Origin of the sequence: Pseudoalteromonas citrea, from assembly GCF_000238375.3 — a bacterium.
Taxonomy (GTDB): Bacteria; Pseudomonadota; Gammaproteobacteria; order Enterobacterales; family Alteromonadaceae; genus Pseudoalteromonas; species Pseudoalteromonas citrea.
Genome location: NZ_AHBZ03000027.1, coordinates 277633 through 299888, shown reverse-complemented (window position 1 = coordinate 299888; position 22256 = coordinate 277633). Strand labels below are relative to the sequence as shown.

The window sequence follows — 22256 nt, the reverse complement described above, 5'->3', positions numbered from 1 at the left end:
TTATGAATTCACTCTTCTTATTTTTAAAAAATCGTAATTGGATGCTTTGGGCCCTAATATTTGGGATCGCGACGGGGTTAATCTTTGGTGAGCGCGTGGCATTTTTACAACCCATAGGCAATGGCTTTGTAAAATTAATGCAAATCACCATATTTCCTTATATCGTTGTGAGCCTTATAGTTGGGTTGGGTAAATTTAACCCTGAACAAGTAAAAAGCATCTTACTGAAAGCAGCAACAGTCATGCTGTGCTTATGGGTTGTCGGTTTAGCTGCTATTTGGTGCTTTGCATTAACCCTACCTCAACATGATGCAGGTACGTTTTTCTCTCCTGCTTTAATAAGCCCAACCACGCCTATTAACTTTGCAGAGCAATACATTCCCGCAAACCCATTTGCTTCTCTAGCTGAAGGTAACGTACCCGCAATTGTCATATTCTGCATTGCACTCGGTAGTGCGCTCATTGCAAACAAACGAAAATCTACGGTACTTGATTTTTTAGAAGTCATTGGACAAGGCCTCACTGTCATCTCAAAAAAAATCATAGCTATCTTCCCTATTGGTATATTCGCAATGACAGCCAGCACTGCTGGAACATTGAGCATAGAACAACTCAATAATTTACAGGTTTATTGGGTCTTAGTGCTCTGTTTAGGGCTTTATTTAATGCTGGTGCTTCTACCGATGCTGGTTGCTGCTTTCACGCCCATTAAATATCGTGATTTAATTGGTGTGATGCGAAATGCATGGATAACGGCTTTTAGTACTGGTAACGTTTTCATCGTATTGCCCGTTATCACAGAAGGTATTAAAGAACATTTGCGACAAACCCAGCAAGCCGATGAGCAAGCCGATCACATCGCCGAAGTGTTAGTACCAATCGCCTATACCTTTCCTAGCCTAGGTAAACTAACCACTTTAATGTTTGTGATGTTTGCTGCTTGGTTAACAGGTAACCCAGTTACAATTCCTGATATTCCACACGTGACCTTATCAGCGATGCTCAGTTACTTCGCTAATGTGCACATTGCGATCCCTTTTTTACTGGATACACTAAAAATTCCAGCTGACAGTTATCAGCTCTATTTATCTATGTCAGTTCTCAGTGCTAAAGTGGTATCACCGACCACCGTTATTTATATCTTCTCATTTGTATTTTTAAGCATTTTTTACTGCCGTAAGCAACTTCACTTAAAACGACTGCGTTCAATTTACTATGTAACGTTACTCAGCTTATTGTTACCAGGCTTTATGCTTAGTAGCTATTCATTAAATACGTATTTAGCAGGCCATACACAAGCAGCCGATGAAGCGATTGCAAACATGGTTATTGCCGATAAAGTTCCCGCTCATGTCCTCAGCCATGTGCCAAAAGCGTATCAAAGCGGCAAATTATCACTCACCAATATTGAGGTTATACAAAAGCGCAACCTGCTGCGAATAGGTTACCTAGTCGATAATGTTCCGTTTAGCTATTTCAATCAAAAGAATGAGTTAGTTGGGTTTGATATCAGCTTGGCACATCGACTTGCTGATGATTTACACGTAGAGGTTGAATTCATCCCTTTCAAAAAGCATCAATTAAATGAGTATTTAAATAAAGGCTACTTCGACATTGCTATGTCGGGATTAGAGATCAACGTCGTTGATTTAACCAAGGTGCGTTTTAGTAACCATGTATTGCAGCTACAGTTGGCATTACTAACGAAAGACCATGAGCTTCAGCGCTTTAAACATAAAGATAAAATCACCCAACTTGATGATGTCCATTTAGCCCACGTCGAGTATGGGCCAATATTAAATAAAGTAACGCAACAGTACCCTAATATTCATTTTTCTCGTTTAAATAACTTACAGCAATATTTTGCAGATCCAGAGCGCTTTGATGCCCTTGTCATCAGTGCTGAAGCAGGGTTTGCATGGAGCATGTTTTACCCTGAGTTTGGGGTGGTTGTGCCTGAAGGTGGGGCAAGCCAATATCCTATAGGCTTTGCCGTCGCAAAACGTAACTTAGACTTACTTAGTTACATTAATGCTTGGCTTGATATTCAACAGGCCAATGGTCAGATAGGTAAAGCTTATAATTATTGGATCCTTGGGCTAGGCAGTCAAAAGAAACAAACACGATGGTCACTGCTCGATACGTATACTCGCCAAGCCACTCAATAGCCAATAACACACAATGATTAAAATGGCAGTTTGACATAACAGCGATAAAAGCAGCTTAATGTTAAATTGCCACTTCTTTGACTTATGACTTAATACCGATTGAGCTACAAACATGCTTAGATTCGCTGCAATAAACGACAACACTAATAACGTCATTTCACTGATCCGTTGCCCTTGTCGGCATGCACGTCTTTTATCTAGCCAAAAAACGCTTATAAAGAGTATATTCGTAACACCCAACAGCACTGTGCAACTCAGCGCAATGTGAGTAAACTCCGCTCCCAGCAGTATCAGCATTAAGCCGTTTAGTAGCAAAACAAACTTCCCTGTACCTAGTACAAAACGATTCACATACAGCTCCTTTATACATTTTTGATATTTTTTGGTCTAAATCTAGCAATGTATTACCTATCTCCTTCACTTAAAGAGTAATAAAAATGGCAATATTAGCTGGATATTTTTCTTTTGATTCTGCCTTGGCCGATAAAAAAAGTATGATAAATAAGTTAGTTAGGCATTTTGAATCTTACCCCAGCCAAGACGTAAACAGATTCACGTGTAATCAAGGCGTGATTCTACAGTACGATTTTGATGCATATAAACAACCCGCGTGGTTGCACAATGATTTGCAAATTGCAACGCTCATCGGCCACCCGCTAATAACCAGTAATCGCAGTAATGATTTGGCAACTTTAGCATGTAACTTAGGGGATCTTGACGATATGTTAATGCGCAGCGACGGCGTATTCAATTATGTTCAATATAATACCGAACATGATCAACTGGTATTAGCGACAGATCCCTTAGCTGTTCGCCCATATTACTACATGCATATTAATAATGGCTTACTGTTTTCAACCCAACTGAGCTTATTTAAAGAGCTCGGGATAAAGCTCACTAAAAATTGCGCTGCACTGAGTGAACTCGCGACCCTTGGCTATACATTACTTGACCATACCCCCTATAATGAAGTACACAGAGCATCACCTGCAGAACTCTTAAGTTTTGACAAACAAGGACACACAAAGCGTAATTATTTGGATTGGCAGGCACTCGCACAGCAAAAGTTAGATTTAGGCGATGCCGTCACAGGGTTAGATCAAGCCTTCAAATCAACCGTCGCTAAAGCCTGTAAAGTCGATACAACGATTCTCACCACACTCTCCGATGGACTCGACAGCCGAGTCATTAATACACAATTAGCAAAAATGGGCAAAAAAGTAAAAGCAGTGCACTTAAATCGTGCCCCAACAAAGATTAAAGAACAACTTGTTGAGTTTACCCAGGAGCACGATATTGTATTAGCTACGCTCAACCCTGAACATAATCACTTGGACTCATTAGAAGCTGTGCTGAGTGCATTACCAAAAAACCATCCCAAGTTTCTAAAAGGGCTCACAAGGCCAACTCTTGCTTGGGCTGGACACGGAGGAAACAGCTCTCTAGGGTTGACCAACTATTCCGATGAAGTATATCAAGCAGCAAAATCCGGTGATTTAACATGCCTCGTTCATAAATTTTTAGAACAACAGCAAGGGTACTTACCAAAATCAGTGATCAACCACGCAGCCGAGCTACAAAAAGAGCTGGTAGAAAACCTCTCGAAAGCCATAGGTCAGTTTCAATCTTTGGGGTTAGAAAAAGCCATGCAACTATTTTTGCTGTTGAATGAGCAACACCATCATTTAGATACTATTTTTGAAAGTGTGGACCAATATAAAGTAGAATACTTTTGCCCATTCTACTCTCATAGAGTCATAGAGAGTGCCCTTGTGCTCCCGGTTAAAAAAGTCCGAAATCACTCCTTTTATCATACTTGGGTAAACTACGCCTACCCACAAATATGTAAATACCCATGGACCGCTTATCAAGAGCATGAGTTTGACAGTTTAGCTACCTCTGAAAAGGATAGCTCTCATTTACCGAGAATGAAAATGCGAGGAATAATAGAGCGGTGGTTATTAGTTGTGAAAAAAGATAAACAGAAACTGATTAAGAAACGACAGTTAACCGCGCTATGTTTGCTGCATATTTTTAAAATAAAAGATGCTTCAACACATTTAAGTGCAGTCGTTCAATTTACTCGGTGGTAGAAACACTAGCTCTAAGGAAAGAGCCCCAATAATCCCCCCAACAAGCCGTCATGACTGTAATACAGGTGTTGAACCTTGCTATAGTAAAGACTGTGTATTCACTATTAAATATCACCGTTGTGATTAAAATAAAGACATAACATTGAAGCAAAGAATAAATTTCATTGCCTCGTTTAATAAGCTTAAATAACATAACGCCATAAAAAATGACAACGATATATAGTTTATATTACCTATCACTCCTTATTATTGTGCGGTAACCACGTTAACATTTTTTCATATAACACTTCAGGCACAATTGGTTTGGCCACATAATCATCCATACCCGCTTCAAGGCATTTATTTTTGTCACCCACCATGGCATTAGCCGTCATAGCAATAATAGGGATTTCCTTATAAAGAGCTCCCGCTTTCCCTTGCCGTATTGCATGCGTCGCTTCATAGCCATCCATTTCAGGCATTTGACAATCCATAAAAATGACTTTATAAGGCTCTGAATGTTGGGCTTGTTTTAAATAAGAAATCACTTCTTTGCCATTTGCAGCAACATCAATAAATGATATTCCCATTTTCTTAAACATACTGGTTGCCACAATTTGATTCACTTGATTATCCTCAGCTAATAGAATCCTGACTGATTGACACCACTCAACATCACCAATCTCAGCGCCTACTTTATGTTTAAGTGTTTTAATATAATGCGTTGTTACCAGCGGTTCGGCTTTTGCTAATGCTTCACCATTTTCAGTCACAATCGCTAGTGCATCAAATAAATCTGATGTGGTAGCCGGTTTTGGAAAGTACCCCGAAAAGCCCAAATCAGCAAAAAATCGAGCATCACCTTGATGACCCATAGAGGTCATCATTACCAGCTTCATATTCTTAAACCTTTGATTCGCTAATAGTGCTTTACCTAACTGCGCACCGTCCATGTTTGGCATCTGCATATCAAGAAAAGTAATGTCAAAACACCTGTTATGTTCTTCATAATACAATTCACAAATAGCAAGAGCTTGCACCCCAGATGCGGCCTCTGACACCTGAGCACCCCAATGCTCTAATTGTCCACGCAGCACTTCTCGGTTGGTGTCATTATCATCAACGATAAGCAAATGTAATTTTGATACGTCTACACTTGGGATCACCTGTAGCGAGCCCGCACTTTTCTGTAGCTTAACCGCAAAAGTAAATTGGCTACCGCGCCCAACATCACTATTTACAGAAACATCTCCGTGCATCAGTTCACACAGCTTTTTGACAATGGCTAACCCCAGCCCCGTCCCGCCATACTTTCTGGTGGTAGACGCATCAACTTGTGAAAAAGACTTAAACAACTTCCTTTGCTGAACATGCGAAATACCAATACCTGTATCTCGAATAATACACTCAAACAGCCAGTGCGTATCATCGGAGTCTGTTAGGCTCGTTTCAATGACCACTTCTCCTTCATTGGTAAACTTAATGGCATTACTGACTAAATTTGTCAGTATTTGTCTCAATCGCCCAGGATCTCCTTTAACAACCGACTCATTGATATCGGTCATATTTAAAATCAATTCAAGTTGTTTCTCATGCGCTTGTATTGCCGCAGACTCAGCAAATTCACCCAACATTCCACGTAAATCGAAATCTAAATACTCAAGCTCTAACTTTCCAGCATCAACTTTGGAGAAGTCTAAAATATCATTGATGAGCGTTAGTAACGAATTAGCACTGCCCATCGCGACACGTGCTCGATGGTGTTGCTCATCGGTTAAACTGCTATTTAAAAGTAAATTCAACATGCCGAGCACCCCATTCATAGGCGTTCGGATCTCATGACTCATTGAGGCTAAAAACTCACTTTTTGCAATACTGGCATTTTCAGCCATCGCTTTCGCCTCAATTAACGCTTGTTGAGACTCAATTCGGTCACTAATATCTTGCTGAATACCAACAAATGCAGTTAAAGCACCTCCCTCATCAAATACCGGAGAGATCTGTAAACTATTCCAAAATGCCGTGCCATCTGCTTTATAATTAAGAATTTCTACTCGATGCTTTTTCCGCTGTGAAAGTGCGCTTCGAATCTCGGCAACAGCGTCCTTAGAAGTATCTTTCCCTTGCAAAAACCTACAGTTCTTTCCTAATACGCGTTTGTCATAGCCCGTGATACGCGTAAAAGCACTGTTTATAAACACTAACGGGTGCTCATCTTTCGTCGCATCTGAAATACAAATACCGACATTGCATGACTCAATTGCTTGTGCCAGTAAATCATTATGTTCTTTGGCTTTTTTTAGTGCTTCTTGAAATAACTTTTGTTCCGTAATGTCGGTTAATGATCCAGCCATGCGAATTGCTTGCCCATATTCATCACGAAGTGCAATCCCCTTTGCCCGGTAGTGCCTATACTCCCCTGTTGCGTGACGTAATTTATAGCCAACATCATACGGGTCTCCGTGCGCAATATGACGATTTAACTGCTCAAGCACTCTTTCTTTATCATTTGGGTGTAAATGCATTTCCAAGCTTGAAAAGTGATTAGGAAAGCTCTCTACATCATCATCGTCATAACCGAGTAATTGCCGGTATCTTGGGGCGTAATACACTTCGCCTGTAAGCACATTCCAATCCCATAGCCCATCATGACTGCCTTTCATCGCTAATTTATAACGGGCTTCACTCTCTACGGTATCCTGTTGGGCTTTTTCTAGCTGTTTAAAAGGGTTGAGTAGTAATTGGCGGCCAAATATCAGCAGTAATCCAGAAGACAATAGTAGACTGATCACAATTGCCCAGCCTATGTCGGCCATAAATGCCCACACCTTATCGTCAATAAAATCAACATGAGTAAAGTACTCAAACTTTATCCCAGTTTCACCAATTTCCTGTAAACCTGCACTTATGTACTCCTGCCCCTGTTCCATACTTGAAAACGACACCCATGGACCCTTAATGCTGATCGCGTGCATTTTATTATCAAGTGCAATCGTCAACATTTCATGTAAGCTTCTTTGAAACTCAACAAGTAATGCCCCCTCAGTAAAACCATTATATTGAACCGGCACCAGTACTTTAAAAAAATAGCTCCGCGGTGTTTTATCTAGAATAATTGCATGGCTAATTTGTTCATCCAACACCAGAGACAACCATTGCATTTGAGCTAATGGTCCCAACTGCGTTGGCGTATTGCTATACACCACATCACCAAGAATATTGATCAACCTAATCGATTCTTTCTCACCAAGAATTTTATAGTCATTTAAGAAGTCAGAAAGCGAAGCCTTAGATAAATCAGTCCCCATGACGCCATTTGTTAAAATTGGATGGCGCGCTAAATCTTGCAAAATTTGTTGACGGGTTTCTAAAAACTGCTTTAGGTAACTTGCGGCAAGTTGGGCTTCAACTTTGCTTGATTGTTGTTGCAATACCCGAACAGTATCGTCAGCTCGACTGCCGACAAGCAAAATACTTACAATGAGAGATATCAGCAAACTAGACGCTAAAAAAGCATAAAACGCTTTGTCTGAGCTTAATTTTAGTTTCTTTTGAATCTCATTCTGCATATTCATCGCGACTCTTGTAAAACATTTGGGAGTACATCAATTCCACCCCATTTATCAAAGCTCGCCATACAAATATCATCAAGGCCAAGTGCCTCATGCGCATCAGGGTTAGTTTTTTCCCATTGAGAGAAGGGGGTTTTATACGTTTTAATTAATCCATTAACTGGCTGTTGTAAGTTTTCTAACGCGGATTTTAATCTTTTGCGATCTTGCTTCATATTTCCCGTTAAAGGTGTCTGCCGCAGCGCTGCTATCAATATTTTTCCAAAATCATAACTATGAATAAACCCCGCTGGCGCGCTTAAAGTTTTTAAGTCTAATGCATGTTCAGGAAACAACGCTTTTGCTTCTTTGATTACCTGCATTGCCTCATCTGTCAGTGGGTTATGTTTAAATGAAAAACAGCTTTGTATAAAGTTTAATGAAACATGCGACTCAAGTTGGTTCTTAACCTCATGATAGAAGTTGCCCCCTGTGATCCCCCAGTGGCTTACAATTGGCAATCTAAGATTTTTAGGTAAACTCGCCATCGCATTAACAAAGTACTGGCCTTCAATTGCATTACCAACGAATAAAATACAGTCCGCAGGTGAGTTAACAATATCTCGCAAAATGATTTTGCTACGATTGAGTTGCGTATTCCAATTAAACCACGTGACTTTTAGCTCTTCTTTGTTAAATGACCTATTTGACAATGCCTTACGCATTGTCTTTTCATTTGACTCGCCCCATGGCGTGCGTTCAAGTAACATATGAGGAGTTTTACATGCCAATTTATCGACCGCAAAATTAGCCATTTTATAGCCTGCTTTCGTATCATCAATTGATACACGAAATACCCAGTTACTCTCGTTTGGGTAACGTGTAATTGGGCCACCAGCGGCCCAAGGAACGAGTAGCAAAATTTCACTTTCATTAATATAGGTACGGTTTTTGATATAAGGCGGTGAATGTAACCCCCCTAATACTAACAATGCCTCAGGATCTTTCAAAAATTGACGCATGTGCAACAGACTGCGGTTACTATTGCCTCTATGGTCCTTTTCAACAAATTCAATATTGAACCCTTGTACCTTATGATCTACGTGCGCAAGCGCTGTCATAAAGCCCATTTTCATAGCTAACGCAGACTCATTGTGGTTGGAATAATCTGAATCGTGATAAATTCTTATTTTTTTGTCGGGCTCCGCCACAACAAAGTAAGAGCTTAATAGCACTGCCAATAACACTAGCCACAGCGTTGATTTTGTCATTCATAGTCCATAATTAGCTGTATATTTTCAATACTTAAAAATAGCTTAGTTCAGCCTAATTGTAGAGTCCGTAAAGTAAATTTATTTAGATAACCTTGGTTAATTGCTTTGCCACTAGCTCAAATACCTGAGGGGATTTGAGTATTCGCCCATGCCCTAACCCTTGTGTAGATACAATGGTTACATGTTCATGTAACTGAGCCTGTTGATAAGCCAAATCATGCTCCGCAAATTTGTCTTCTTTATCATGAATAATACTGATCTTTTCATGATTACCTACATGTTGTTCTGGTAGTAAAGTCTTAAATTCCATTTTATGTTTATGCTCTATTGACGCTAGAACTCCAGTAAATAAAGACTCAGATATCCCCGTGGACAAAATTCTCGATTTGAATCCAGTATAAAAATCAAATGGAGGGGCAATTAATATATGTTGCGTGGTGTGAGCACCTAAGTTTAATGCCGCAATAGTTGCCATAGAGTGACTAACAATTGCTTTCGTCGGACCGGGCAGCGATGATAATACGGCTTCTAATGCACGAATAAATTTGGGTAAATTGGCTTGGTTCCCCGCACTTTTCCCATGTCCATAGTGATCAAATGCCACCACTTTAAAGCCAAGCTGAGCAATATATTCCATCAAGGGGTAAAATTGACTCGCACTGCCAGACCAACCATGAGTAAATAAAACAACAGGGCCTTCGCCAGCACTAATCACATGTATGTTGCCAAGCGAGCTTTCTATCGTTTCAGAATTAAAATACGGAGGAACCGGCTGTTTACTATTGTGACGCACAGGCGTCATAAGTAGTTTCTGAGTATATTTGAGTGTGATCTTTGGGGCGATTTTATTGGCTATTCTTGATATTGCCTGAACCATATAAAACCTTGTACTACGACCATTCTCTTGTTCTGAAAAATATATTTTACTGCTCATTGCTGACTCTTCTCATTAAATTTGTTGATGGCGACTAATTAGTGAATCTAAAGCCGTTTTAAAACGTGAATGTTGATCATCTTCAAAACCAACCCACCCCATGTGTTGAGAGCCTAGGTATAAAGAATACAGTTCAAAAACAATCTGTTCTGCATCGCCACACATTGCCCCTTCATTAATGGCCTGCTCAACCATCCCAGTTAAGTACACAAGCCATTGCTGTAAAAGCTTTTTCACTAGATCTCTCACCGCACCAGGTTGCTCATCAAACTCCACTGAGGCTGCAACAAAAATACAACTATTGCCTTGTGACTGATACCAATCTAACCAATAGTCCATCGTAAATAATAACCTATCTAAAGCAGGCTTCACCGAATTTACCGGTGCTATCACTTCATCAATAAAAATCGTTTGAGCGTACTCAAGCACTTCTAATTGCAGGTTTTCTTTGGAGTTAAAGTGGCTAAATAGACCCGACTTAGACATACCAGCTATGGATGCAAGGCCACCAATTGTTAAGTCATTTAAGCTAGTAGCCGTAGCAACATTGAGCGCTGTCGCTAGGATTTGCTGCTTTGTTTGTTTTCCTTTTTTCATACACACCAAAAAAGTACGAACGTTCGTTTTTATAATATAGCTAACTTTGCAAATTACAACCAATTCCCATAAAAATAATGTGTATAAGCCTCATAGTCATACAATACGAAGCTCGTTTTTTATTAGTAGTAAGCAGCAGTAAGCAGTAAGCAGTAAGCAGTAAGCAGTAAGCAGTAAGCAGTAAGCAGTAAGCAGTAAGCAGTAAGCAGTAAGCAGTAAGCAGGTTAATAAATCGAAAATAAATGACGATTGGGCAAATAATAATGGTGTACGTAGCAGTAGCTCAGCATAAATTAGAGGTACTTATTGCAATTGAGTAAACGCAAGGTGCTTGCGCCTCGACTAAAATCAAAGTTAAGGTTAAAAAACAAAAAGGCTGCAGGTGCAGCCTTTGGCAATCATTTTTGCTTTACCTAAGTGGCTGCACCGCCATTCATCTGGCTTTGAATGTAGTTTTGTAGCCCTATTAGTTTGATAAGTCCTAAGTGTTGCTCTAACCAATAGATATGATCAGTTTCTGTATCGTCGAGTAATGTCTCTAAGATTTCTCGCGTCACATAATCTTTCTCTTTTTCACACTCTGTAATGAGGTTGACTAAGCTCGCAGCCACCGTCATTTCAGCCGCTAAGTCATTTTCCAGCATTTGCTTCACGTTGTCGCCAACATTGATAGGATCCCGTGATGCAGTGTCAGGCTCCCCCTCTAAAAACAAAATGCGCTCTATGATCGCTTTAGCATGATCTAGTTCTTCATCAAACTCATGAGCGAGCTTCTCACCCAGCTTTTCTAATCCCCAATCTTCATACATTTTAGAATGTGCCAAGTACTGATCCATTGAGGTTAACTCTAAGGTCAGCTGCTTATTTAATAGGTCAATAATCTTTTTACTGCCTTGCATACGTTACTCCTCAATTTGTGATTGTAGGTAGTTCTCAATACCTGTATTTTTAATCAAGAACTGTTGTGTTTCTAACCAATCGACATACTCTTCTTCATACTCAAGTAAATCTTCCAATAAATCTCGGCTAATAAAGTCTTGTTCGGCCTCGCATAATGCAATGGCATCTTTTAGCGCAGGTACCTGCTCAAGCTCAAATGCCATATCACACGCAAGCATCTCTTCTGTATGCTCACCAATGCGCAGCTTTTCTAAATGCTGTAAATTTGGTAGACCTTCTAAGAACAAAATGCGTTCAATCAGTTCATCTGCCTGCTTCATGTCTTTAATTGATTTCTTATAGGCTTTTTCATTTAATTCTTCTAAGCCCCAGTTCTTATACATACGAGCATGAAGAAAATACTGATTAATCGAAGTCAGTTCAAACGTCAGCATTTGGTTTAATACTGTAAGGACTTTCTTGTTACCCTGCATAGGGCCCCCTAGTTAAAAGTTACTTGCCCTCTAACCCTAGTCCAAAATATGTACGAATCAAGATAATTTAAAACTAATAGTTTTTTTAATATATTCTTTTAAAATAAACAACTTATAACATTATTGAGACTTATTTTCATTGCTAATACGAGTACTAATACCAATACCTTTTTCGTAATGTTTTATATCTTCGATAGGCAACCACCAACAATATAAAAAGCCGATATAATTCAGAGGATTATAAGTTTTTAGTAATTTCTATTCCCAAACGCTTAGCCAACCGAACAAGATTTGCTCTATCCATTTGTAATGCTCGCGCTGTCGCAGCCCAATTAAGTTGGTGCCTTTTAAGCGTTTCAATAATGTGTAACTTTTGAAAATTATCAACTAATTCTTTAAAAGGAACATCATAGTCATTCATCACTTGAGTCGTGGCTTTTGGGGTTATCGTGTCATATTCTGGGTTTAGCTCACTATGTTCCAATTCAATTCTGACAATCTTTTGCTGCCACTGTGCTTGCTTTGCTTTGAGTGCACTGCGACTGATCACATGCTCCAGCTCTCGAATGTTGCCCGGCCAATCGTACTTGCACAGTGTATCTTGTAATTGCGTGCTCAAAGTAAGCTGCATGATCCCGAGTTTTTTTCGTACTTGTTCAATAAAAAAGCCCGCTAAAAGGGGAATATCATGGCCTCTGGCTCTTAACGGAGGCACTAACAGAGGGTATACACTTAGCCTATGATACAAATCGGCACGAAACCGGCCAGCTTCAACCTCAGCTTTTAAATCTCGATTTGTCGCAGCAACAATACGTACATTTACCTGCTGAGTACTATCAGCGCCTACAGGCTGAATCTCTCCACTTTGTAGCACCCGTAATAATTTACTTTGAATATGTAATGGCAGCTCTCCTATTTCATCAAGAAATAAAGTGCCCCCATCAGCCAATAAAAATTTACCATCTCGGTGTTTGTCAGCGCCGGTAAATGATCCCTTACGATGGCCAAAAAACTCACTTTCAGCCAAGTTTTCCGGTAATGATGCACAATTAACCTGCACAAATACTTGTTTTGCACGGCGCGAAGCGCCATGAATGTTCCGTGCAACTAATTCCTTTCCCGTCCCAGTTTCACCTAAGACTAATACGGTAAAATCAGAGCTTGCGACTAGCTCAATATCACTTTTTAGCGAAGCCATGAGTGCACTGTCACCAACCATTTCATGGCTTGTTTGGCTTAGCTCCGAGACTAAAGCATCGCCATGGCGGGCCTTACGCAGCAATTTTTCACAATTAAGTGCCACAGTTAAATGCTCAGCAAAAATATCGTTAATGGTTTGCAGAAATGGCATAGAGTATTGCTTAAATACTCCAGGAGTTAAGCTGTCTAACGTTAACACGCCTTGCAGCTCTTGCTGATGGTAGAGGGGTATGCCCATACAAGCATGCACGGGAATATCCCCTTCTTGTGCTAACAACAAACCGTCATATGGATCCGGCAAAGTGCTATTTTCATCAAAAATAACCGGCTTGCTGCTCTCACTTATTGTAAATAAGCGAGGATGATCGTTTATCACAAAGCGCCTACCAAAGGCCTCTCGAGTCAACCCCTCAATTGCCACTGGCACCAGAGCCCCGTTTTGGTGCAGCAACAGCGCAACCGCATCTGCACTCACGCATGTTTTCAGAGCTTGTACTGCTCCACTATAAAACTGATTCAAGTTTTGCTCTGTATGCTTCGGCAACGCTTTAGTTAACAACGCGCTAAATGTTAAAAGTTGCGAGAGCGCTCTTTGATCCATGTCATATTGACCTTTTTGCTATTTTTAAACATATAAATAATAGGTCAAAGTGACTCTAACCGTAAAGCGATAAAAACTAAGCAACTGATTAATATAAAAATTTAATTTGGCATAGCCCCTGCAATAACAGAATTAACATACTCATAGTCAGGTGAATTTTATGACCTTATCGCATCAACACTTATATTATTCCAATACGGCACTTGCTACTTTTTTATTACTTTTTATTGTCAGTGTACTTATGAGTTACCCGCTGGCGCATCACCTTAGCTTACCAGCACAAGTCGCCAGCCACATCAGTAGCATTGTACTCGCAGGACTATTCAAGTTGAGTTATGTGCTGCGCTGCGTTTGCCAGTACCATCTCAATATGGAGGTGCGTTAATGCGGCCGATAAACCTAGAAGAGCCAGTTTTAGCGCAATACAAATGGTATCAAATTGCTCAGTGGCCTGTATTTATGATGCCTTTTCGACCCTTTTTCTTACTTGCCAGCGTCTGGAGTATCATCGCAATTATTGTGTGGGCTATGGTGCTGAGCGGCCACTTTCAATGGCAAGCAACTTTCCCTGCTACGCTATGGCATGCCCATGAAATGATATTCGCCTTTACGAGCGCTATTGCCGTTGGTTTTTTACTCACCGCAGCACAAACCTGGACCAGTATCCCCACGCTGTCTGGTGCAAAGCTAATGGCACTAGTGCTTATTTGGGCAGCCACTCGCATTATTTTTGTTATGCAGCCGCAATACCTGCCCGCAGTTATCCTCGGACAATTGGCCTTTTGGTTAGCGTCGATTGGGTGCTTGAGTAACATGTTGATCGGTGCGAAATCAAAGAAAAACTACCTATTTATCGCAATTTTAACCGCTTTGTGTGTTTTTAACCTACTGTTTTTAGTACTAAGCTCCCAAGGCCAATTTGCCAGTGCACGCACTTTCAGTCAACTTGCCGTGCTTGGGTTTATGCTGTTAATTGGCATAGTCGGGGGTCGAGTTATCCCCTTTTTTACCGCCAGAGGGCTCACACTAGCACATCAAGTACATACACCTCGTCTCGATAAAGCGCTACTCGTTTTTAGCGTGTTGGGTATGTGCGGGTTTGCATTAAGTCAATTGTTCAATGTGGCACTCAATCCAGGCTACCTCATCGTGCTTGGCGCTACAATTCATTTGCTACGCAGCGGACTGTGGTTTGACCTCAATATACGCCATGTCCCGCTACTTTGGTCTTTACACCTGGGCTATCTGCTTGCTGCTATCGGATTATTATTTTGCGGACTCAGCTTTTTTCTTCCTGTAATTAACTTTACCGATGCGCTTCACCTTATTACGTTAGGCGGAATTGGCTTAACTATTTTAGCCATGATCGCACGCGTTTCACTGGGTCATACCGGTCGAGCACTGAATGTTAGCCACGCTATGTCTGTCGCTTTTATGCTCCTTGCTTGTGGTGCGGCGATACGTGCTTTTTTACCGTATTTCATTGGCCCACCTTTAGCGTGGTTATGCAGCGCAGTGCTCTGGGCTGCTGCTTTTATCCTATTCAGTATTTCTTATTTTAGCGTCTTAACACAAAAACGTGTTGACGGGCGTCGTGGTTAATCTATTTCCTATTGGAGAATTCAATGTTATCAAACAACACCATTGCACTTGTTAAAAGTACAATTCCTTTACTTTCTCAAGCTGGTACTGCTGTCACTGCACACTTTTATGATCGCATGTTTACGCATAACCCTGAACTGAATGATATTTTTAACATGAGTAATCAACAAAGCAAAAAGCAACAGTTTGCCTTATTTAACGCTTTGGCGGCTTACGCGACACACATTGATAACTTACCTGTGCTTGCTGCTGCCGTTGAACGGATCAATCATAAACATGCCAGTTTAAACATTCAGCCACACCATTATGACATTGTGGGAACACACCTTATTGAAACCCTGAAAGAGCTGGCACCGAATGAGTTTACTCCTGATATAGAGCAAGCTTGGCGTGAAGCTTATGCATTGCTAGCTGATGTATTTATTACACAAGAAGAAGGCATTTATAAAACCACTGAAAGTAAGCAAGGCGGGTGGCGCAACACCAGGGACTTCGTGATTGATGAGATTGTGCAAGAGTCAGCCAAAGTAAAAAGCTTTTATCTACGTTCAGCCGATAACAAACCAGTGGTTGGCTTTCAAGCAGGACAATATATTAGCGTACATGTTAAACCCAAAGGATGTAACAACATACAAATACGCCAATATTCACTCTCTGGCGTTCAACAAAGTAATGGCTATCGCATAAGCGTAAAACAACAAGGGTTGGTCTCTGGTCATATGCACAGCTTAAACGTTGGAGATATTGTCAAACTCAGCCCACCAGCAGGTGACTTCATGCTGCAACAAACCGATTCACCCAAAGTGCTCATCAGTGCCGGTGTCGGCATTACCCCAATGATGGCTATGCTAGAGTCTATTGCTGCGTCAAAACCTGGCGTAAAAACGCAGTTTCTCCACGCGTGTATCGATAGTACCGAGCACAGCTTTGCAAACCGTGTTAATACGCTTACAAACAGCACCCCCAATATTGAAGCAGACATATGGTACGAACAAGGTCCAAGTCAATATCATCAGGGCCGTATTGATTTAACTCCGCTCACATTACCTCTCACTAATGGAGAGTTTTATTTGTGCGGCCCAACCCCCTTTATGGCGGCAATGAAAGCCCAGTTACTGTCACTGGGGGTTGCACAAGCCCGCATTTTATATGAAGTATTTGGGCCACATGAGTCTCTATAAACTATTTAACCTCAACTCTGGATAAGCGAATTTGCCCAATAAAGCTATTTTGCTCACTCTCGGCGTTGCTTTCATTTGTAATAGCCCGCTATTACTGCATAAAAGCGCCTTGATATTGAGCAAAATATCATCATTGGATTGTATGTAAGTTTGTTTTCAAAACATTTTCTATTCCAAAACCCTTATCCAAACCTGAGATTAATTAGTTAATACAAAAAAAGCCGCCTCAATAAACTAAGGCGGCTTTCTACTTTTATTTAATATGCACAATTTTAATTAGAAATAATAGCCAATATTGATATTAAAGCGTCGTTCAAAATCATCACTGTTGCCTGCAATTGATCCACCAACAAATGGTTGGTTTTTCGCATGCACTAAATCGATATACGCAAACACCGCGCCCGCAGATACCGAGGCACCCGTTATATTCATCCACGTATTACTGGTCTCATCGACCTTATCATAAACAATACCAAAATCATTATACAACTTAAGCTCGGTGATCAGACCAATCTTCATTTTAAGATCATACGCAATACCAAAATTAGTAGACGATGCACCCGCGGAAATGGTGTCGTACATTGCATTCGCACCAATGGCGATTTGCTGCACATCACCTAATTGATACTCATATTGTGTATGCTGAAAGTGCAAGTGCCATTGCTTAATTTGGCTCGACACATGCACCGCCCATGCCTGGTAATCACCTTCGCTGGTTATCCCATTGTGCAAGCCGCCATGGAGCATTGAAAATCCAACTTGTGTGTTAGCAAATTGATGATCAAACTGGTAGGCATAGCGCCCAATAAAGGTATTATATTCCGCGAGCTTTTGGTTTGGCGCATCAAATACCCCCTCATTTTTTGAACGAGCACCCATTATGTCGACTGAATACCTGTCTTCTCGGTCTTGCGCCCCACCGTCTATGCCACCGTGATCATCATTTTTAAAAAAACCAAGGTCAAGCCGCCAGTTATCATGCAATTGTCGATTGAACACCAGCCCTAAATCATAATCCTCTTCAAGACCGACAAAATAATTCGGACTCATAAAATAAGAGTGTGAGCCATGTGGCGTGTTACCAAATGGCACTGGTGCTAGTCCAAGTTGAGCTTCCCAGTTTGACGCAAACTCATGATCAATATAGGCATATTTAACAACACGCATATAATCTAAAAAGCGAATCTCAGCATTAATGCCAATGTCTGCCACATCACCAGAGAAATTGAAGCGCACCAAATCAAAATCAATATCACCACCGCGGTTTTCAGCATCGTCATCATAAGAGGTCATACTGTAATTAAACCGTATCGCGCCTCCAACATGAATGCCTTCTGGTGAGCCTTTATTCAAACCAGTTTCTTTGGTTTTGATATTTGACACTTGTTTTTCTAGCTGTTCGATTTGTAGCTTAAGGGAGTCAAGCTCAGATGCTGTAGCATAAACAGAAGATGAACAGAGAAAAGAAGCGCTAATTAGCCGAGCCATATAACGTGTACTGCGTGACATTAAATTGAATTTCCAGAGGGTAGACACAAAAAGGTGCGCAAGGTTAGCTTACAATAGCATTCGGTACAAATAAGCACTTTTTGCATAGTGTCGATGCTTGTAATAGAACTGTTTATGTAAGTTTAAAGGAGATTAAATTTGTGATGATATTGCAGTTATTCTGTAAGTTAGCGTTCATTACAAACACCATCTTTCAGCAATTTCTAAGCTAGAAAATGACGAGAGATCAGCGGTATAAGCAACCACTGTTAATGTACTGTACAGTTGTCGTTAAATGCTGTGGGAGGCCGGAGCGAAAAATATCACATTACTGATTTTTTTCACTTTTAAGTTTAACTGCTCAAACGCTGAACACCGAGCAGTTAAAATCTGAGATATTGACTGTTTACCTGTGAGCCAAGCGAGAAGAAGCAAACTGAATTACCTGTTCATATCGAATAAACATAACTTACCCATTTAGGCGAAGATATGGATTACATAAAGACCACGCGCTTTATCAAGCCATCGATCACTTCATAAGATGCGATAACGCGTATACTGCGGTCAACTACCTTAGGATCTTCACTGCACGACTCAGCCAGTTCATGATCAACCAGTATATTGTTATTTATAATACGGGTGAGCGACACTGCATGTAAACGTTTTAAGCTGGCAAACTTGGGGCCATAGGTAGTTATTAACGTCTCTTTACCTTTAAAGCGCAACCCACCAGGGAATTCATGAATTTCAACATCATCATGATAGGTCGCAGCAAATGCCGCAATATCTCGGTTATTATAAGCTTCAAGTTGACGGTCAACCACTTCTTGGGTCGCTACTTCTATATCTGACATCTGTGTACCGTTATTATTACTCATGGTTTACTCTTAATTTTAATAAGTCGCTTAAGTCTATCATCATCCGAATCCATTACAGGCCCAATTTACACACACTATAAGGGTGAGCTAACGTTAACAATACACGGTCTGCATTATTCTCCAAGCCACACACGTTTAGCCTGCTCTATTATTACTTTGTACTGCTGCTCAGTGATGTTACCACTGGCCAAGTCATCTTCAATAGCCCAAGCGACCTTCGTATAATCGTTTTCTATACTTGCTAAAATATAACCTAACTTTCTTTCGGTTATGTTTCCTTCATGAAACTGAGCCATCGCCCTCTTTTTATTCCATGAGAGACCTTTGGGCAATTGAGGGAGAGAAAAGTCCAGAGTTAATAACCGTGGCTCATCGATTGTGAACCCTTTTGCCAAAGCGTTTTTTGCACACTCATAAAGCATGTAATCAATAGAGTCATCTAAGCCATAAAAATGCCAATCAAACCCAGCGACACATTCACCGACAACCACACCCTTTTCATCACTAATATTAAGCGTTCTTTGCGCACATCCAGATAGAAAAACCATTAAAGCAATAACCGTAATAAATCTGTTCTCCATGAATAAACCATCAATCACTTACTAATAAAACAACAAGATACCATAATGAACAGCATTAACGTACCCATTCAAGCAACAAAATTGATACACCCATTATAATCACGCACTTAATGTACCCATTATAATTACACATTCAATGCGCAAATTATAATCACACATTTAATGTACCCATTACACCAACGATAGTAGTCATTTAACCATTCAAATAAAAATTAAGTATTTGCCCCACCTTTCCTCATCGAAATATTTAACATTACCTTTGATAAGCATTTAACCAACAACACCTAAAATTTTAAAATCATAGCAACTGGCCACCCCCTAGCACGCTGTTTAAATAGCTATTTAAAAACCAGGCACTTCGTAAATTTAGTATTTTCCTATTGTAAAATGGTACTATTCTATTTTTTAACGCACTAACTATGGGAGGGTTAATTATTTAAAATAACAGGGTAGAGAGGCCTATCAAAAAAACCAAATAAAAACATAGCTGATTATACTACTTAGAACCTCCCTCTAAAAAAAAATTATTCAAACAACGTAAATTAAAGATATTCATAAATAACAACGATTGTGAAATAATTTAATTAAATAACAATAACACTCAATAACATACAGTAAATCCATCCCAAAAAATACATTACTGCCAAACTAAAAACCCAATAAAAGCAATGCTTTATGAAGAAAAACAAAACAAAAAAGAAAATCAATTGAAAGCAAGAAGTTGCCAGCTTGAATACTAAAAGTTAACATACTCATGTTGGATTAAAACCGCATTTATGACAAATTCACTATGCAAAGTAAGTCCAATCTTTAATTCAAGGATGTCGAAACTAAAGGTTAAATAGTCAAGGCATTTTATTTAATTATTTAAATGGAAATTAAGCGTGAAAAACAAACTTTATATTTTGCCGTTTGCATTAACATGCGCAACGGCTACCATCCAGGCATCAGCAGCCGAGCAATATGAAAGCTGTAATGCTATTCTCGCCCATAATGCTTTAAATGTTTATGAAAACACAATGTTTTTCAGAACCAAGATAGCGCTAAAGAAATGGGTTTGTAGTTCAGACTTTAGTTCTGATGATCCCGCACGCAATTTAGCGAAAGACGCAGCACGTATTTTCTCTGTGGATGGGCACGTTGGTGGCCTTAATAACTGGAAAAATGAAAATTGCTCAGACGATGACAAATCATATCAAGGCAGCCAAGCAACTCATGCATTGATCCAATCCGCTAGCGCCAGCACAGTATCAGCGTGGTCTCAATGTATGCAAGAAGTCAACGATACACCTCTCACATGTCATGCCGAACAAGCTGGTAATGCACTTGTCGTGAATATCGATGTCAAGTCTCTTAATGGTGACTTAGTAGACGTGACGAATTACACGACTAACCTTACACCTGAATCAGACGAACCTACAATCATCAAGCAAGGCTTAACAAGTATTCGCTACCAAATAAATGACAAAAACACTGACTCATATTTTGAATTAAACGGAAATGATGATAAAGGTCCAGTGTCTTGCTCATATTCACTTCCTTCTAGACCCACAATTGAAAGAGAAGCATGCGAAGTATTTCGAAAGCAATCTTTCATACAAGACAAAATCTCAGCACGCGAATACGAATATATGAAAGAACATGACAAGGTGCCTTTATTTGACTACTTGGATGGTCGTCTTATAGGAATGTTTACCTGCGATGGCTTCATACAATAAGGAAAATAAGATGAAATTAAAGCTAATAGTACTATCAACCGCAGTTACAGTTTTAACCAGCATAGCCGCTCAAGCACAGGTTGTCGGTGTTAATAAAAGATGTGAAACTGACTCTCTGAATGTTTCTCAAGCTACAGGTCGCAATAATTGGGCCAAAGCATGTGGGGTAATTTCACCAAGAACTCATGATTTTTATGTGACTGATGATTATGGTCGACCACGAGCGAGACCTATTTATCCAACCTTTATAAAAGGGTGGGATCATACCCAAGGCTGGATCGCGCCAACCACAGCAAATGCCTCTTGCAATGTACCAGCAGGTTACTTTCCAAATGTGACTTGCCAGGCATCATGTTACACACCAGACCAAAAGCTCTTATTTGCTGAAGGAGAACTGGCAATCTTTGACGCTTTTACTCGAAAAGTAAGTAAGATTGTTACCTTAGATGACGATGCAAGCCTCGATAATATCACTTATACAGTTAGAGATCTTAAAGCATATAGTGAATCCCTCGTCGAGGTTGTACACGATATCTTGGTTGTAAAAACGAAAAGTGGTGGTTCTCTAAAAGTAACGCCTAATCACCCACTGCTCTTATCGACTGGACAAATGAGAAATGCGGAAGACATTCAAATTGGTGACTCACTGATAGCCGAAAGTGGAGAGTTTGACGAAATAACCGCAATTGAAGAAATTGAATTCTTTGGAAAAGTATATAATGTAGAGCCAAATTCAAATGGTGAGCATGAAGTTATTTTAAATGGCCAAATTGTTGTGGCACAAGGCTTTTTGTCTGGTTCCATGTATTATCAGAACACCGGTTTTAACCACGTAAATAAATACCTTCTACGTGATACATTACCTGACGATTTAATTTAGTGTTAATTAGGTAAATCCAGCCTACCTATGATTAATTATAAACCCCGACTTATATCGGGGTTTATTTATCATATGAGCAATTAAAAAAAACCAATAAAACTACCTACCTTCTAAATTCTGAGATAGCCCAAACTAAAAGCACTTTGCACCACACCCAC

General features: G+C 40.1%; 18 protein-coding genes. 7 read left to right on the top strand and 11 right to left on the bottom strand.

Annotation, left to right across the window (positions count from 1 at the left end; translation table 11 throughout):
* Positions 1-2: 2 nt before the first annotated feature.
* Positions 3-2168 carry a cation:dicarboxylate symporter family transporter gene (locus PCIT_RS19475; protein WP_010362112.1) on the top strand — a complete coding sequence of 722 codons (2166 nt, stop codon included), beginning with the start codon at positions 3-5 and terminating at the stop codon, positions 2166-2168.
* Here the strand turns inward: PCIT_RS19475 and PCIT_RS19470 are convergent.
* A complete protein-coding gene (locus PCIT_RS19470; RefSeq protein ID WP_010362111.1) occupies positions 2130-2519 on the bottom strand; it encodes a DUF1294 domain-containing protein in 390 nt (129 codons plus the stop codon). The genes PCIT_RS19475 and PCIT_RS19470 overlap by 39 nt on opposite strands.
* 86 nt (positions 2520-2605) lie before the next feature.
* On the opposite strand from PCIT_RS19470, the gene PCIT_RS19465 reads away from it, so the two are divergent.
* On the top strand, positions 2606-4261 hold the full coding sequence (locus PCIT_RS19465; RefSeq protein ID WP_010362110.1) for an asparagine synthetase B family protein: 1656 nt from the start codon (positions 2606-2608) through the stop codon (positions 4259-4261).
* A gap of 236 nt (positions 4262-4497) precedes the next feature.
* Here the strand turns inward: PCIT_RS19465 and PCIT_RS19460 are convergent, their stop codons facing one another.
* The 7 genes from PCIT_RS19460 to norR all read right to left on the bottom strand — a co-directional run bounded on the left by PCIT_RS19460 (position 4498) and on the right by norR (position 13770).
* Entirely contained in the window at positions 4498-7815 is a 3318-nt protein-coding gene (locus tag PCIT_RS19460) for a PAS domain-containing hybrid sensor histidine kinase/response regulator (RefSeq protein ID WP_010362109.1), read from the bottom strand.
* Positions 7812-9062, bottom strand: a complete 1251-nt coding sequence (locus tag PCIT_RS19455; protein WP_010362108.1) for an ABC transporter substrate-binding protein — start codon at positions 9060-9062, stop codon at positions 7812-7814. The genes PCIT_RS19460 and PCIT_RS19455 overlap by 4 nt, the downstream gene beginning before the upstream one ends.
* A gap of 85 nt (positions 9063-9147) precedes the next feature.
* Positions 9148-9999, bottom strand: a complete 852-nt coding sequence (locus tag PCIT_RS19450; RefSeq protein WP_010362107.1) for an alpha/beta fold hydrolase — start codon at positions 9997-9999, stop codon at positions 9148-9150.
* A gap of 15 nt (positions 10000-10014) precedes the next feature.
* Positions 10015-10596, bottom strand: coding sequence for a TetR/AcrR family transcriptional regulator (locus tag PCIT_RS19445; protein ID WP_010362106.1), 582 nt, complete (start codon positions 10594-10596; stop codon positions 10015-10017).
* A gap of 413 nt (positions 10597-11009) precedes the next feature.
* Positions 11010-11495 (bottom strand): bacterioferritin, encoded by a 486-nt coding sequence (gene bfr / locus PCIT_RS19440; RefSeq protein ID WP_010362105.1) that lies wholly within the window; start codon positions 11493-11495, stop codon positions 11010-11012.
* A gap of 3 nt (positions 11496-11498) precedes the next feature.
* Positions 11499-11969 (bottom strand): bacterioferritin, encoded by a 471-nt coding sequence (gene bfr, locus PCIT_RS19435; RefSeq protein ID WP_010362104.1) that lies wholly within the window; start codon positions 11967-11969, stop codon positions 11499-11501.
* Positions 11970-12207: 238 nt separating this feature from the next.
* On the bottom strand, positions 12208-13770 hold the full coding sequence (gene norR, locus PCIT_RS19430; RefSeq protein WP_010362103.1) for a nitric oxide reductase transcriptional regulator NorR: 1563 nt from the start codon (positions 13768-13770) through the stop codon (positions 12208-12210).
* A 160-nt stretch (positions 13771-13930) separates the two neighbouring features.
* Between norR and PCIT_RS19425 the strand changes: the two genes are divergently transcribed.
* From PCIT_RS19425 to hmpA, 3 genes are read left to right on the top strand one after another with little or no spacing between them, the layout of a single operon-like run.
* Positions 13931-14155, top strand: coding sequence for a hypothetical protein (locus tag PCIT_RS19425; protein WP_010362102.1), 225 nt, complete (start codon positions 13931-13933; stop codon positions 14153-14155).
* On the top strand, positions 14155-15372 hold the full coding sequence (locus PCIT_RS19420) for an NnrS family protein (RefSeq protein ID WP_010362101.1): 1218 nt from the start codon (positions 14155-14157) through the stop codon (positions 15370-15372). Before PCIT_RS19425 ends, PCIT_RS19420 begins: the two co-directional genes overlap by 1 nt.
* 23 nt (positions 15373-15395) lie before the next feature.
* On the top strand, positions 15396-16553 hold the full coding sequence (gene hmpA, locus PCIT_RS19415; RefSeq protein ID WP_010362100.1) for an NO-inducible flavohemoprotein: 1158 nt from the start codon (positions 15396-15398) through the stop codon (positions 16551-16553).
* Between the two features lie 276 nt (positions 16554-16829).
* Here the strand turns inward: hmpA and PCIT_RS19410 are convergent, their stop codons facing one another.
* From PCIT_RS19410 to PCIT_RS19400, 3 genes are all read right to left on the bottom strand, one after another.
* Entirely contained in the window at positions 16830-18062 is a 1233-nt protein-coding gene (locus PCIT_RS19410; protein ID WP_010362099.1) for a hypothetical protein, read from the bottom strand.
* A 473-nt stretch (positions 18063-18535) separates the two neighbouring features.
* Positions 18536-18919, bottom strand: coding sequence for a nuclear transport factor 2 family protein (locus tag PCIT_RS19405; RefSeq protein WP_010362098.1), 384 nt, complete (start codon positions 18917-18919; stop codon positions 18536-18538).
* Positions 18920-19032: 113 nt separating this feature from the next.
* Entirely contained in the window at positions 19033-19500 is a 468-nt protein-coding gene (locus PCIT_RS19400; protein ID WP_010362097.1) for a hypothetical protein, read from the bottom strand.
* Positions 19501-20384: 884 nt separating this feature from the next.
* On the opposite strand from PCIT_RS19400, the gene PCIT_RS19395 reads away from it, so the two are divergent.
* Positions 20385-21218, top strand: coding sequence for a hypothetical protein (locus PCIT_RS19395; protein WP_010362096.1), 834 nt, complete (start codon positions 20385-20387; stop codon positions 21216-21218).
* 10 nt (positions 21219-21228) lie between these two features.
* A complete protein-coding gene (locus PCIT_RS19390; protein WP_010362095.1) occupies positions 21229-22098 on the top strand; it encodes a Hint domain-containing protein in 870 nt (289 codons plus the stop codon).
* Positions 22099-22256: the final 158 nt, after the last annotated feature.